Annotated in this window: 12 protein-coding genes; all 12 read left to right on the top strand. The window is 44.4% G+C overall.

Going from position 1 to position 12,548, the window contains the following annotated elements:
* Positions 1-21 precede the first annotated feature (21 nt).
* The 12 genes from MSHOH_RS00345 to MSHOH_RS00400 all read left to right on the top strand — a co-directional run bounded on the left by MSHOH_RS00345 (position 22) and on the right by MSHOH_RS00400 (position 12,422).
* Positions 22-714, top strand: coding sequence for an ArsR/SmtB family transcription factor (locus MSHOH_RS00345; protein WP_048136643.1), 693 nt, complete (start codon positions 22-24; stop codon positions 712-714).
* A complete protein-coding gene (locus MSHOH_RS00350) occupies positions 711-2,975 on the top strand; it encodes a CDC48 family AAA ATPase (protein ID WP_048136644.1) in 2,265 nt (754 codons plus the stop codon). Before MSHOH_RS00345 ends, MSHOH_RS00350 begins: the two co-directional genes overlap by 4 nt.
* Positions 2,976-3,115: 140 nt before the next feature.
* A complete protein-coding gene (gene hsp20 / locus MSHOH_RS00355; protein ID WP_048136645.1) occupies positions 3,116-3,640 on the top strand; it encodes an archaeal heat shock protein Hsp20 in 525 nt (174 codons plus the stop codon).
* A 32-nt stretch (positions 3,641-3,672) separates the two neighbouring features.
* Positions 3,673-4,170 carry an Hsp20/alpha crystallin family protein gene (locus MSHOH_RS00360; protein WP_048142935.1) on the top strand — a complete coding sequence of 166 codons (498 nt, stop codon included), beginning with the start codon at positions 3,673-3,675 and terminating at the stop codon, positions 4,168-4,170.
* 1,115 nt (positions 4,171-5,285) lie between these two features.
* Positions 5,286-7,706, top strand: a complete 2,421-nt coding sequence (mbhE, locus tag MSHOH_RS00365; RefSeq protein ID WP_048136646.1) for a hydrogen gas-evolving membrane-bound hydrogenase subunit E — start codon at positions 5,286-5,288, stop codon at positions 7,704-7,706.
* A complete protein-coding gene (locus MSHOH_RS00370) occupies positions 7,706-8,161 on the top strand; it encodes a monovalent cation/H+ antiporter subunit B (RefSeq protein WP_048136647.1) in 456 nt (151 codons plus the stop codon). The genes mbhE and MSHOH_RS00370 overlap by 1 nt, the downstream gene beginning before the upstream one ends.
* The gene (locus tag MSHOH_RS00375; RefSeq protein WP_048136648.1) at positions 8,154-8,579 is read left to right on the top strand and encodes an NADH-quinone oxidoreductase subunit K; all 426 of its coding nucleotides are present in this window, start codon (positions 8,154-8,156) and stop codon (positions 8,577-8,579) included. Before MSHOH_RS00370 ends, MSHOH_RS00375 begins: the two co-directional genes overlap by 8 nt.
* The gene (locus tag MSHOH_RS00380) at positions 8,576-10,144 is read left to right on the top strand and encodes a proton-conducting transporter transmembrane domain-containing protein (RefSeq protein WP_048136649.1); all 1,569 of its coding nucleotides are present in this window, start codon (positions 8,576-8,578) and stop codon (positions 10,142-10,144) included. The genes MSHOH_RS00375 and MSHOH_RS00380 overlap by 4 nt, the downstream gene beginning before the upstream one ends.
* Positions 10,141-10,638: a Na+/H+ antiporter subunit E gene (locus MSHOH_RS00385; RefSeq protein WP_048136650.1), complete on the top strand. Its 498-nt coding sequence runs from the start codon at positions 10,141-10,143 to the stop codon at positions 10,636-10,638. The genes MSHOH_RS00380 and MSHOH_RS00385 overlap by 4 nt, the downstream gene beginning before the upstream one ends.
* Complete coding sequence (locus MSHOH_RS00390) at positions 10,635-10,910, top strand: cation:proton antiporter (RefSeq protein WP_048136651.1); 276 nt, start codon at positions 10,635-10,637, stop codon at positions 10,908-10,910. Before MSHOH_RS00385 ends, MSHOH_RS00390 begins: the two co-directional genes overlap by 4 nt.
* Positions 10,910-11,281, top strand: a complete 372-nt coding sequence (gene mnhG, locus MSHOH_RS00395) for a monovalent cation/H(+) antiporter subunit G (RefSeq protein WP_048136652.1) — start codon at positions 10,910-10,912, stop codon at positions 11,279-11,281. Before MSHOH_RS00390 ends, mnhG begins: the two co-directional genes overlap by 1 nt.
* A 373-nt stretch (positions 11,282-11,654) precedes the next feature.
* Positions 11,655-12,422 (top strand): metallophosphoesterase family protein, encoded by a 768-nt coding sequence (locus MSHOH_RS00400; RefSeq protein WP_082089181.1) that lies wholly within the window; start codon positions 11,655-11,657, stop codon positions 12,420-12,422.
* Positions 12,423-12,548 lie beyond the last annotated feature (126 nt).

The raw sequence follows: 12,548 nt of genomic DNA on the forward strand, positions 1-12,548 counted from the left end.
AAACCATCACAGGGAAAAAACATGGACCCAGCAAAACTACTTGACATCCTGGGGAATGAAAACCGCAGGAAGATAATTCAACTTCTTGCAAACCGCCCCTGCTATGTCAGTGAAATCTCGGGCAGGCTGGGAGTAGGACCTAAGGCGATTATCAGTCATCTGAGCCTGCTAGAACAGGCAGGGCTGATTGAATGCAGTGTGGATGAGCAAAGGCGCAAATACTTCAATATTGCAAATAATATGAGGCTTGAGGTATCCGTATCACCGTATGCGTATACGATGGCTCTTCAGGACATTGGTTTTGACAGGGAGAAAAAAGGGGAAAGTCCTGTTGCCGAGAAGGATGAACCTGCTGCCAGAGATGAATCTTCCTGCTTCTTCCTGAAATTAAGCGACAGGCTCAAAGAACTTAAAGAAAGGCAGGAAGAACTTGCGCAAATGCAGAAGCAGTTACAGGTCGAATATATGGAACTGATGGACAGATGCCTGGACTCCATTGAAGAGATTGCCAGAAATCCCGTAGAATGCGAGCTCCTGTTCGAGCTTTTGAAAAACGAAGCTACAGCAGCTGTCCTCTGTTATAATCTGCATTTGCATCCGAGCATTATCATGTCTAACCTTACGGACCTTGCAGAAAGAGGTTTTGTTGAATACACGATTAAAAATAACCAGCAATACTGGAGAATATGTGAGACCGGAGTTGAGAATAAATGACTGAAGAAATGAGTCTGAGAGTAGCTGAGGCTTATCATAAGGATGTGGGAAGGGGAATTGCAAGGATCGATACTCGTTTGATGCAGCAGATGGAGCTTGTAAGTGGAGATATAATTGAGATTTCGGGTAGATCCAAAACTTATGCAATCGTCTGGCCTAACGTTGAGCGCGGGCAGGAAAACAGGATCAGAATAGACGGAAACCTGCGCAGCAATGCAAAAGTTGGAATTGACGACAGGGTTACGATCCAGAAAGTCCAGGCAAAACACGCTCAGAGAGTCACACTTGCTCCGTCCCAGCCTGTCAGGCTTGTAGGCGGCGCTCATTATATACTGAGAATAATTGAAGGCAGACCCCTTAACAAAGGTCAGCAGATAAGGGTTGAAACAGTAAACAATCCTCTGACTTTTGTTGTGGCATCTACAAGACCCGCAGGTCCGGTTGTAGTTACCAAAGATACTGAAATTGTCATTAAAGAAAAATCAATTGAGGAGATCAAGGCTCCAGAGGGTATCTCATACGAAGATATCGGAGGACTCAGGCGGGAAATCCAGCTTGTCAGGGAAATGATCGAGCTGCCAATGAGGCACCCTGAACTCTTCCAGAAGCTGGGAATCGAGCCTCCCAAAGGGGTCCTGCTTCACGGACCTCCCGGAACGGGCAAGACCATGATTGCAAAGGCAGTCGCAAGTGAAACAGATGCAAATTTTATCACTATCAGTGGGCCTGAAATCGTTTCAAAATACTACGGAGAAAGTGAACAGAAGCTCAGGGAGATCTTTGAAGAGGCTGAGAAGGATGCGCCTTCAATTATCTTCATAGACGAAATCGATTCAATCGCTCCCAAACGTAGCGAAGTCACAGGGGAAATGGAAAGAAGGGTAGTTGCGCAGCTGCTTTCCCTGATGGACGGGCTCAAATCCAGGGGTGAAGTGGTGGTAATCGCTGCTACAAACCGTCCCAACTCCATTGACGAGGCTCTCCGCCGCGGTGGAAGATTTGATCGAGAAATTGAGATCGGAATACCTGACAGGAACGGCAGGAAACAGATCCTCTTGATCCACACCAGGGGCATGCCACTTGAAGATGAAGTGAGTCTTGGCGAGATCGCAGATGTGACCCACGGTTTTGTGGGAGCTGACCTGTCCTCTCTCTGTAAGGAAGCTGCGATGCACGCCCTCAGAAGGATCACCCCTGAGATCGATATCGAAGAGGAGATCCCGCAAGAAATCATTGACAACTTGGTGGTCACCAAGGAAGACTTCAGAGAAGCCCTGAAGAATATTGAGCCTTCGGCCATGAGGGAGGTCTACGTTGAAGTCCCGCACGTGGGCTGGGATGATATAGGCGGACTTGAGAAAGCAAAACAGGAACTTATCGAGTCTGTGGAATGGCCTCTCAAATATCCCGAAATGTTCAAGGTTGTCAGCATAAAGCCACCTAGAGGTGTGCTGCTCTTCGGACCTCCGGGTACTGGAAAGACTCTGCTCGCAAAAGCAGTCGCAAGCGAGAGTGAAGCCAACTTCATTAGCATTAAGGGTCCGGAACTGCTCAGCAAGTATGTGGGTGAGTCCGAGCGTGCAATCAGAGAAACATTCAGGAAAGCAAAGCAAGCTGCTCCGACTGTAATCTTCTTTGATGAGATCGACTCTATTGCGCCTGAAAGAAGCTCTGTTTCCGATACCCATGTCTCCGAAAGAGTGGTCAGCCAGATCCTGACAGAACTTGATGGGATAGAGGAACTCAAAGATGTGATCATAGTCGCTGCTACAAACAGGCCGGATATGGTAGATCCTGCCCTACTCAGACCTGGCCGTTTTGACAGGCTCATTTACATCAAGCCTCCAGGAAAAGAAGGCAGGGAGAAGATCTTTGAGATTCACACAAAAGAAAAACCCCTTGCAGAGGATGTAAGCCTCTCTGAGCTTGCTGAAATGACCGAAGGGTACGTGGGTGCAGACATCGAAGGCATCTGCAGGGAAGCTGCAATGCTTGCCCTGAGGGAAATAGTTACTCCGGGTACTGACCGAAAGAGTATCCAGGAGAAGGCAGGAGATATTCGCCTCTCAAAAAGTCACTTTGAAAAAGCAATCCGCCGTGTGAAACCCACTACGTCAAGAGAAACTCTGAGAGCCTATGAAAAGAGTGCCGAACTTTTTGCCAGGTATGCAACCGAGTTTGAGGAAGAATCTTCCGAAGCAAAAGAACAGGAAGCGAAGAGTGAGGAGAGAGAAATCCCAAGTTTCCTGCAGGCCGAATGAGGTTTGCCTAACACGCCGGTAATCCCGGCTTTTTTATTTTTGTGAAAAAAAATAATCACTTCAATTAACAGCTTTAATGATTTGTGAATAGCACTCATTTAAGAAACTCAAGACGCATAAATTAATAACGATGTGATGAGATGGACAAAGACAGGAGAAAAAGAAGTTTTTTCGATGAAATATTTGGAATTGATCCCCTGCAGGATATGGAAGAAATGTTCGAGCGCCTTAGCAGTGCTATGGGCATGAGCATGGATAACTTCGGGCAACACCCATTTGTTTATGGTTTTTCCGTGACCCAGCGTCCAGGGGAAGAGCCTGAAATCCGGGAATTCGGGAATATCCCGATGTTTGAGCAGACAGAGACCGGAGAAAAGCGTTACCTTGACATAAGAAAACCTCTTATTGATGTACTGGAAAGTGAGGAAGCAGTCCATGTGATTGCCGAGATGCCGGGCATAGAGAAAGAAAATATCCAACTGAACGCAACTGATTTAATACTTGACATCGAAACATTAGATGGGAATCCAAAATATTCCGAACGTGTTGAACTGCCAGTAAAGGTAGATCCTCAGAGTGCAAAAGCTACATATAAAAATGGTATTCTGGAAGTTACCTTTAAGAGACTGGAGTCCAGTTCTCGAACCTCAATCGATATCGAGTGATTTTCGGGAGCGTGAGGAAAACCGAGGTAATAATGGTGGGCATAAGAAAAAGAAAGGATTTCTTTGAAGATTTTGGGTCTGAACTTTTTGACAACCTGGAAGAGATTATTGAAGCCCTCCTGGAAGAAATGGGAGAGTCCGTTCCCTTTGTTTACGGATTTTCTATCATTCATCGCCCGGGGGAAGATCCAGAACTCCGGGAATTCGGAAACATTCCGGAATACTCCCAAAAGGAAGAGAATTTCTTTCCCTCAGAAACAAAAGAACCTTTAATTGATATATTCGAAAACGAGGATATAGTGCATGTACTTGCAGAATTCCCGGAGATTGAAAAGGAAGATCTCCTTCTGCATGCTACCGCTCAGCACCTTGAAATTAAAGTCCTCGGGCTTTCTGGATACTCGGAAAACGTGGAACTCCCAGTTCTCGTGGATCCGAAGAGTGCAAAAGCAAGTTACAAAAACGGCGTGCTTGAGGTCACCTTCAGGCGTTGCTCTGAAGAAAGCCCTGTACCAATAGAGATCAACTAATTAGAACAGATAGAAAACCATTTTCAGGGTAAGGGCAAGAAACAAAAGCCTGAACCCTGACAAATATACTAAGTTTTGGATACCGGACAAGCAATACAGAAAAATTATCTTTTTTTATTCTCTACTATAGAAGAGAAAATAATTCTGAACCCTTTTGCCAGCAGGCTTGTGTCTACTGGCATTTATTGACCTTTCGAAGACCATGTTAGATATACTCTTTTCCTTTTAGTGAACTTTTTTTGTCCGCAGTTTCTTTTTTTTGACAAAAAACTTTTTTTTGAGTTTCCTTCTATTTTGATTTTTTTTACTTTCAATGTGCAGATTTCCCTTTTTTATCTATTTGATTCATTTTACATCCAGGTTTCAATTTTTCGATATGCAATTACATATATTTTAAAACAGAATTAATTCAAATGAACTCATTAATGAATCATTCTCTGTTGCTTTCTCAAATTAAATTTCCTCATCCACAATTTTAATGATTCAAATTAATTGTACTGATCGGGGGGATAACTTATTAATTAATTTGATCAACTTTTTCGATTAAATTGCTACTCATTAGGGTAAAAAACTTTTTTCTGACCTTTATTTTCATATTTTTTTTCTCGAAATTGCTATTTTTCTTGATAGTGTTTTTTGGAAATCTTCAAATATTTGGGAATCTACATGGAATTAGTAGACCTGATGCTATCGGTTTTTGATCTTTGAGGTTATTTAGCTGTGATTTAGAGTACTGACATACATTCCATTAAACCCTATATGATTAAATCGGTAGCGTTAAGAACGGAGAAAAGCTAAAATTCCAATGAGAAAGGTGGGATGTGATTTAAATTAAGTGAAAATCTGCAGTTTTGAAAGGGAGGTATTTACTGTAATCAGGGAATAATTTGGGAAGATTTCTCATGCAATTTTAGACGCAAAAGGTTTGCTTGATACTGAAGATGCGTCCAGTAAAAACCGAAACATTTTTACTATATGACAAAAGAGTATACGCGAGGAAAATATAAGATTACATTATATCTTTATTTCCCATGTGGATTGAATTCTGGATTGAAACTTTTGAACCTGACTAGTATTCACTATTAATAACCAAAAAGAGGTTGGGTTGATGATTCATGGATCCATTTAATGCAATAGTAATAGCTGTCTTTTTACCATTTATACTCGCATGGACATTACCTGTATTATATAGTGTATTCAAACAGAGGATTGGCTGGATTTCGGCACTCATTGCATTTACGTGTTTTGTGTTGAATGCTCAGGTAATCCCGTACACTATGGCAGGCACTCCTGTAAAGGGTTCGTTTAACTGGTTGCCGGCAGCTGGTCTATCCTTAGACTTTTACGGAGATGGCATGGCCGTTCTCCTGGCATTAATCGTTTCAGGCGTTGGTGTTATCATCATGTCCTATTCAAACGGTTATATGTCCACAAAGGAAGACCTGCCAAGGTATTACCAGTGGCTTTTACTCTTTATGGGTGCAATGCTGGGCATTGCCTATACAGATAATACTATCCAGATGTTTATTTTCTGGGAACTGACCAGTATAACATCTTTTATGCTTATCGGATACTGGAGAGAAAGACCGGAATCCGTATACGGTGCAACCAAGGCTTTTCTAATAACTGCCGGTGGCGGACTTCTAATGTTCGCAGGCTTCCTGATGCTCAGGGTTGTTACAGGCACCTATGGGATCTCTGAAGTCGCTCAGAGCTCCGAACTCCTTTCAACACTACACGGAAGTCCTTTGTATGTTGCAGTCCTGGTCCTGATCTTCCTTGGAGCCGCTTCCAAATCTGCTCAGGGACCGTTCTATATATGGCTGCCCAACGCAATGGAAGCTCCGACTCCTGTCAGTGCTTTCCTGCACTCGGCTACAATGGTCAAGGCTGGTGTCTACCTGGTTGCAAGGATGCACCCCATCCTTTCGGGTACTCCTGAATGGTTGATTTTTGTTTCAGGAACAGGTATGATCACCATGGTGATGGCAGGTTTCATGGCTTTCAGGCAGACCGACATCAAAGCTATCCTGGCTTACTCGACAATCAGCCAGCTGGCTTATCTGATGACCATGTACGGGTACAGTACTGCAGAACATCCTGGGCTTGGCTTTGCTGCAGCAACCTTCCACCTGCTAAACCACTCAACCTTCAAAGCTACCCTCTTCCTTGTGGCAGGTATTGTGGCTCATGAAGCGACTACTCGAGACATAAGAAAACTGGGTGGTTTGCGTAAGGAAATGCCTAAAACGTTCATAGTTGCAGTAATTGCAGCAGCTTCGATGGCAGGTGTTCCTCCACTCAATGGTTTCCTCAGCAAGGAAATGTTCTACGAGACCTCTCTTGAAATCGGAGAACTGGTGTCAGAAACTTACGGAGGTCCGTGGGCCTTTGTCTTCCCCGCTGTTGCAGTGGCTGGCGGTGTGTTCACCCTTATGTACTCCATTAAGCTGGTAGACGGGATCTTCCTTGGGCACAGAACCCATGATCACGACGTCCCTCACCATGTCCATGATGCTCCCTGGGTTATGCTCGCTCCGGCAGTCTTCCTTGTGGGTCTGATCATCTTCTTCGGGCTCTACCCAAAGTTCCCGATAGAGGTTCTGATCTGGCCTGCCTACAGCGGTCTTGTCCCGGATGCGGAACACTTACATGTAGCGCTCTGGCACGGAGTTACCACACCGCTGTTGATGACAATTGCAACCTTTGCCATTGGTATTGTGCTTTACAAGTTCTATGACTCAATAGCTGCCTGGCAGAATAGCTTCAATGCAAAACTTCCCTGGATCAGTGTGAACTACTGGTACGATGCAATTGTAAACAATGCAAAACCAATAGCTCACAAGTTCGCAGCTATAACCCAGCCAGGACCCATTGGAGTGTATGTCAAGATGACACTACTCTTCATGATTTTCCTGATATTCTGGCCGGTGTATAAGTTTAGCATAGGCCTGGGTATAGGTGTTGGCGACCTCCTACCTGCAGGAATAAACTACAATGCTCAGCCTTATGAAATCGTACTTTACTCCCTGATGATCCTGGCAGCGCTTGGTGCTGCGCTTCTCCCGAGATATCTGCCCGCGGTAATATCCCTCTCCGAGCTTGGCTTCCTGGTCTCCCTGCTTTACATATACCTTAAAGCTCCTGACCTTGCAATGACCCAGGTTTGTGTAGAAACACTGTCAACCATTATCTTCATCCTGGTACTCATGAAGATTCCCCAGAAGTTCAAGGAGCCTATGCCTGCAGGTAAGGTTATGGTGAACCTGCTAATCTCAGGCGTTGTCTCATTTGGGGTTCTTGCCGTAATGTTAAATGCAAATATGGGAGTACTGGCCCCGTTCGAGACCTTCAATTACTACTTCATGGAGAAGGCTCTGGCAATGACTGGCGGACTTAACGTAGTTAACGTGATAGTCGTGGACTTCAGAGGGTATGATACCATCGGAGAAATTTCAGTCCTTTCCCTGGCGGCCCTTGGGGTGTACAGCCTTATCCTGAGCAGAGCAAAAAAGGTGAAGGGAGGTAAGGAATAATGGCCTCAACCACTGTAATTACTCAAACAATCGCAAAGATCTGTTTGATGATTGATATGCTGTATTCGATAGATCTGTTGCTTATAGGAGGTAACAGGCCAGGTGGAGGTTTCATTGGCGGTGTACTGTGTGCGGCTGGAATCGGACTTATCTATGTCGCATACGGGCTTGATGATATCAAGAAGATCTGGAACCCGGACTGGCATATGTGGTTTGGATATGGGCTCCTGTTTGCAAGCATAACTGCCTGGTCTCCATTATCTGCAGGTCACAAATACTTCAGAAGCGCTTTTGATTTCATTCCCGTAGAAATAGGAGGTATGCACCTGTTTGAGCTTGAACTGGTCTCATCGATGTTCTTTGACCTCGGTGTGTACTTCGTAGTGGTTGGGGGTTTGCTGTTTATTGCAACTAAATTAGGAACTGACAAAGGCCCGGAGGGAGAACATGAATAATTTTTTCCTTGAGCTTACAATCGCTCTGCTCTTCGGGATCGGAACTTTCCTGGTTCTCCGCAGGGACATGATGAAAGTTATCATCGGTTTCGGTATAATTTCCCATGCCATTAACCTGTATATCGTCGGAGGCGGAGTTTTCAGTGAAGGTACCCTTGTACCGATTCTGGAGCACGAGCAGGCTTTAGAAGGTCTTAACCAGGGTCTTATCTATAACGATAACCTGACAGCTGGAATTCTCGGACCGATAACAACCAATCCATATACAGAATTCGTGGACCCTCTTGTGCAGGCTCTTGTGCTCACGGCAATTGTGATCGGGCTTGCAACCACAGCATTTGTATTGACTCTTTGCTACCGCGTCAATGAGGAATATGGTACTATTGATGTCCAGGAACTCAGGAGGCTTCGAGAATGAGCTTTTTAATGGATAATCTGCCAATGTTCCTGATTGCTATCCCTCTGTTAATGGCTCCGGTCACAATCTTGACCAAAGGCAGTCCAGGGCTGCAAAAGGCAATCGATATTGTAGTTGGCTTTGGTTTATTATGCTTAAGCGTACTCCTGATCATAACCGTCTGGAACAATGGGATTATTGCATATGATGTAGGAGAATTCGGAAAATACGGAATAGTAATTGTAGCCGATCTGCTGAGTGCCGGGATGGTTGTCCTGAACTGCTTAATTGGCTTTTTAGGCTTAATTTATTCCTATGATTACATAGAAGACAGATCCCTGAACCAGACCTACCACTCTCTTTACAACCTGATGCTTGCAGGCATCAACGGGATATTCCTGACTGGGGATATCTTCAACATGTTCGTCTTCTTCGAAATAATGCTGCTTTCTTCGGCAGCTCTGATAGTTGCAAACGAAACCTCAAAGGTTACGAAGATTTCGGACAAGATGGAAGCTACAATGAAGTACCTCGTCCTGAACATTCTCGGTGGTAATGTGATGCTGATTGCAGTCACGTCACTATACGCATCCATCGGCTCTCTGAACATGGCAGACATTACCCTTAAGATCAGGATTCTTGCTGAGGCAGGGACTGTTCCGTGGCACCTGTATGCAGTGGGCCTGCTCTTTATTATCGTATTTGGTGGTAAGGCAGCAATGTTCCCTCTTCACTACTGGCTTCCGGATGTGCACCCCACAGCTCCGTCCCCGATCAGTGCAATGCTCAGTGGTGTGATCATAAAGATCGGAGCATACGGTATACTCAGAGTTCTCTTTATGATATTTGCTCCTTTCCAGGCAGTGTACGGGCCAATTATTCTCTTCATGGCTCTGGTCACCCTAGCTCTTGGAGCAACCTCGGCAGTAGGTCAGTCGGATGTAAAGCGCATGCTGGCTTATTCAAGTGTATCCCAGATAGGATACGTCTTCCTGGGCTTTGGGATGGCAGCAATGGCAAACGTAGCCGGTGAGACTGAGGGTGCAACTATAATCCTTGCTGCGTCCGTAATCTACCTGATAAACCATGCACTTGCCAAGAGCATGTTATTCCTTACCTCGGGTGGAATCATCCACACTGCCGATACAAGGGATATGCGCCAGATGGGAGGCATGATCAACAAAGCTCCTTTGATGGGTGCTGCTTTCCTGGTAGGAGCAATGTCCATTGGCGGAGTGCCCCCGATGGGAGGATTCATCTCCAAGTTTATGCTCTTTGATGCAGGTCTTAGAGAACAGTTCTACTTACCCATAGGAATAGCCCTGATCTTTGCAGTCTTTACCCTATTTTACATGTTCAGAGGCTGGATGCTTATATTCTGGGGAGAAAGAGACGCTCAGTACGGAGAATATTCTCACCACAAACTGTCTCCCCTGATTGTAGCTCCAATCCTGTTCCTGGCAGCGATTGTACTGATTGTCGGGCTATATCCCGAGCCTGTCGTACAGTTCTCACAGACCATTGCAAGCCAGATTGTTGATCCGCAGCCTTATATTGATGCAGTAATGGTGAGGATGATCAGATGAAGCGTCGTACACTTACCTATATGGCACTTCCAGTTGTTTGGTGCCTCGTCAGCGGACAAATAACTCTTGGCAGTATACTTCTTGGTCTTATCTTTGGAGTTGTGGTTGTAGCACCCTTCGGCCAGCTGTACAGGCTTGATGAAGTAGTACACCCTACAGGAGACTGGATTTCAAAGATTCCCAAGAAGCTCAAGTATGTTTATGTTCTTATTAAAGAGATCATAAAAGCTAACATAGTAGTTGCAAAAATCGTCATCAAACCCACGATAGATATTAAACCCGGAATTATTGCGGTTCCAATCCGGACAAAAACCAATATCGGAATTACGGGTATTGCCAACACCATTACACTTACCCCCGGAACCCTGACAGTAGACATTTCGGACGACAAGTCGATCCTGTATGTGCATTCTATCGATGCAACCAATCCACAAGGCGTTCGTGACTCCATAAGAGACGACCTTGAACACTATGTACTGGAGGCATTCGAATGATAATCACACTGGAACAGGCAAATTTCCTGGCACTGGTTGTTATGGTAGTAGCTCTGGTCCCGAGCACGTACAGAGTTCTATACGGCCCGACCCTTCCTGACAGGATTGCAGCATCAGATGCCGTGGGTAATGTTCTTGCGATGATATTTGCACTCTACGCTTTCCAGGGGAATTCGATCTTCCTTATGGATGTGGCTATGCTGCTTTCAATCATCTCCTTTGTGGGAACTGTAATAGTAGCAAAATATCTTGATACAGGAGAGGTGCTGTAATGGCTATAATCGGGACTATACTGGATATAATCAGTATCTTTTTCCTTGTGGTAGGGCTAATATTCCTCTGTCTTGGAATGATCGGTCTGCTGCGTTTGCCTGATGTATACAACAGGCTGCACGCAACAACCAAAGTTGCAACCCTTGGTGCTCTGGGAGTTCTGCTGAGCATCATCATTCAGGCGGGGTATACCCCCATGGGAGTAAAGGCGTTTACTGTAGCGGTCTTTATCCTGCTTACAGCTCCCATATCAGGTCACATGATAGGCAAGGCAGCTTACCGCTCTGGAGTAAAACCCTGTGAAGTTACCTGCCTTGACGAGTACGGCCCAACACTCGGACCACAAAGTGTACCAAAGAAAAAGAAATAAAGATAAAGAACCAAAGATAAAAGGAATGTGTTTTTCAAATACATTCACTTTATTACTTTTTATTTTATTTTCAGTTTTTTAATTTCAGGTTTTAATTCTGATTTTTCCGGATTTCTGGCTTATGCTTTAGTTTTTTTGTTTTTTCCTTGCTTCAGGCTGCCTTCAGATTCTTTTCTTATTCAATTTTTTTTTATTTAGCTCTCCAAGTTAGATTTCCAGGTTTAACCTGACCCTATTATAGATCCGATCTGGGTATGTACTAACTATAGATTATTTGTTTTTTTATTTATTTATTTTCTAATATGTAGACTAAATCGAATAACTATATATTACGCTCCGCGAATTCTTACTCTGAAAAGTCAGAAACGCAAATATGCAGGACAAAGAGGTAATAGACATTATAAAAATAGTACATCTTTCAGACATTCATTTCTCAGAGGCATACTATATCCCGGAGATTGCAGGCGCAATGCTTGAAAAAATAAATCAGGATAACCCGGATATTGTTGTAATTACAGGTGATCTTACAGAAGACGGGCTCGCAGCCGAGTATAATGGGGCAAAAGACTTCATTGACAGGATCAAATGCAAAAACAAGGTAATAGTTCCAGGGAACCATGACTCCAGAAATGCAGGTTACCTTTTCTTTGAGGACATTTTCAAGGCAAGGTCTTCTTCCGGATGCTTTGGAGAAGTTACAGTTGTAGGACTTGATTCCTCTCAGCCGGAACTTGAAGAAGGGCATATAGGAAGGGAAAACTATGGTTGGATTGAGAAAGCTTTCTCAACAGGCGGTTTTAAGGTTTTCGTCCTTCATCACCATTTGATTCCAATTCCAAGGACGGGCAGGGGAAATAATGTGCTTGTGGACGCAGGGGATGTTCTTGAGCTTCTGGACCGTTCAGGTGTCAACCTTGTGCTCTGTGGGCACTGGCATATTCCCTGGGTCTGGAGATTAAACGACATGCTTGTTGTCAGTGCAGGAACGGTCTGCTCGTCCAAGGTCCGGGGAAAAGCCTCACAGTGCTATAATTACATTGAACTCGAAGCTCCTGAACCCGAATGTACACGCTGGCGTCTTCATGTTTGCAGAGTTTTCTCCTCAGGAGAAAAAGAGCGAGTTGTGGACAGTATAATATAATTAGAGGCATAGCATGATTAGAGTTATGATAGTGAATATAAGATGAATAAAGGTAAGGTTAAGATGGAGGGTCCTGAGAATTCCAGGTTTCTTTCATCCGTCTCCTCTATACCGTTCATCCTCTTT

Origin of the sequence: Methanosarcina horonobensis HB-1 = JCM 15518, assembly GCF_000970285.1 — an archaeon.
Lineage (GTDB): Archaea > Halobacteriota > Methanosarcinia > Methanosarcinales > Methanosarcinaceae > Methanosarcina > Methanosarcina horonobensis.

What these genes read in the sequence shown, in the direction of transcription:
- MSHOH_RS00345 (WP_048136643.1), top strand. Translation starts at nt 22, where the DNA reads ATGGACCCAGCAAAACTACTTGACATCCTGGGGAATGAAAACCGCAGG.
- MSHOH_RS00350 (WP_048136644.1), top strand. Translation starts at nt 711, where the DNA reads ATGACTGAAGAAATGAGTCTGAGAGTAGCTGAGGCTTATCATAAGGAT.
- hsp20 (WP_048136645.1), top strand. Translation starts at nt 3,116, where the DNA reads ATGGACAAAGACAGGAGAAAAAGAAGTTTTTTCGATGAAATATTTGGA.
- MSHOH_RS00360 (WP_048142935.1), top strand. Translation starts at nt 3,673, where the DNA reads ATGGTGGGCATAAGAAAAAGAAAGGATTTCTTTGAAGATTTTGGGTCT.
- mbhE (WP_048136646.1), top strand. Translation starts at nt 5,286, where the DNA reads ATGGATCCATTTAATGCAATAGTAATAGCTGTCTTTTTACCATTTATA.
- MSHOH_RS00370 (WP_048136647.1), top strand. Translation starts at nt 7,706, where the DNA reads ATGGCCTCAACCACTGTAATTACTCAAACAATCGCAAAGATCTGTTTG.
- MSHOH_RS00375 (WP_048136648.1), top strand. Translation starts at nt 8,154, where the DNA reads ATGAATAATTTTTTCCTTGAGCTTACAATCGCTCTGCTCTTCGGGATC.
- MSHOH_RS00380 (WP_048136649.1), top strand. Translation starts at nt 8,576, where the DNA reads ATGAGCTTTTTAATGGATAATCTGCCAATGTTCCTGATTGCTATCCCT.
- MSHOH_RS00385 (WP_048136650.1), top strand. Translation starts at nt 10,141, where the DNA reads ATGAAGCGTCGTACACTTACCTATATGGCACTTCCAGTTGTTTGGTGC.
- MSHOH_RS00390 (WP_048136651.1), top strand. Translation starts at nt 10,635, where the DNA reads ATGATAATCACACTGGAACAGGCAAATTTCCTGGCACTGGTTGTTATG.
- mnhG (WP_048136652.1), top strand. Translation starts at nt 10,910, where the DNA reads ATGGCTATAATCGGGACTATACTGGATATAATCAGTATCTTTTTCCTT.
- MSHOH_RS00400 (WP_082089181.1), top strand. Translation starts at nt 11,655, where the DNA reads ATGCAGGACAAAGAGGTAATAGACATTATAAAAATAGTACATCTTTCA.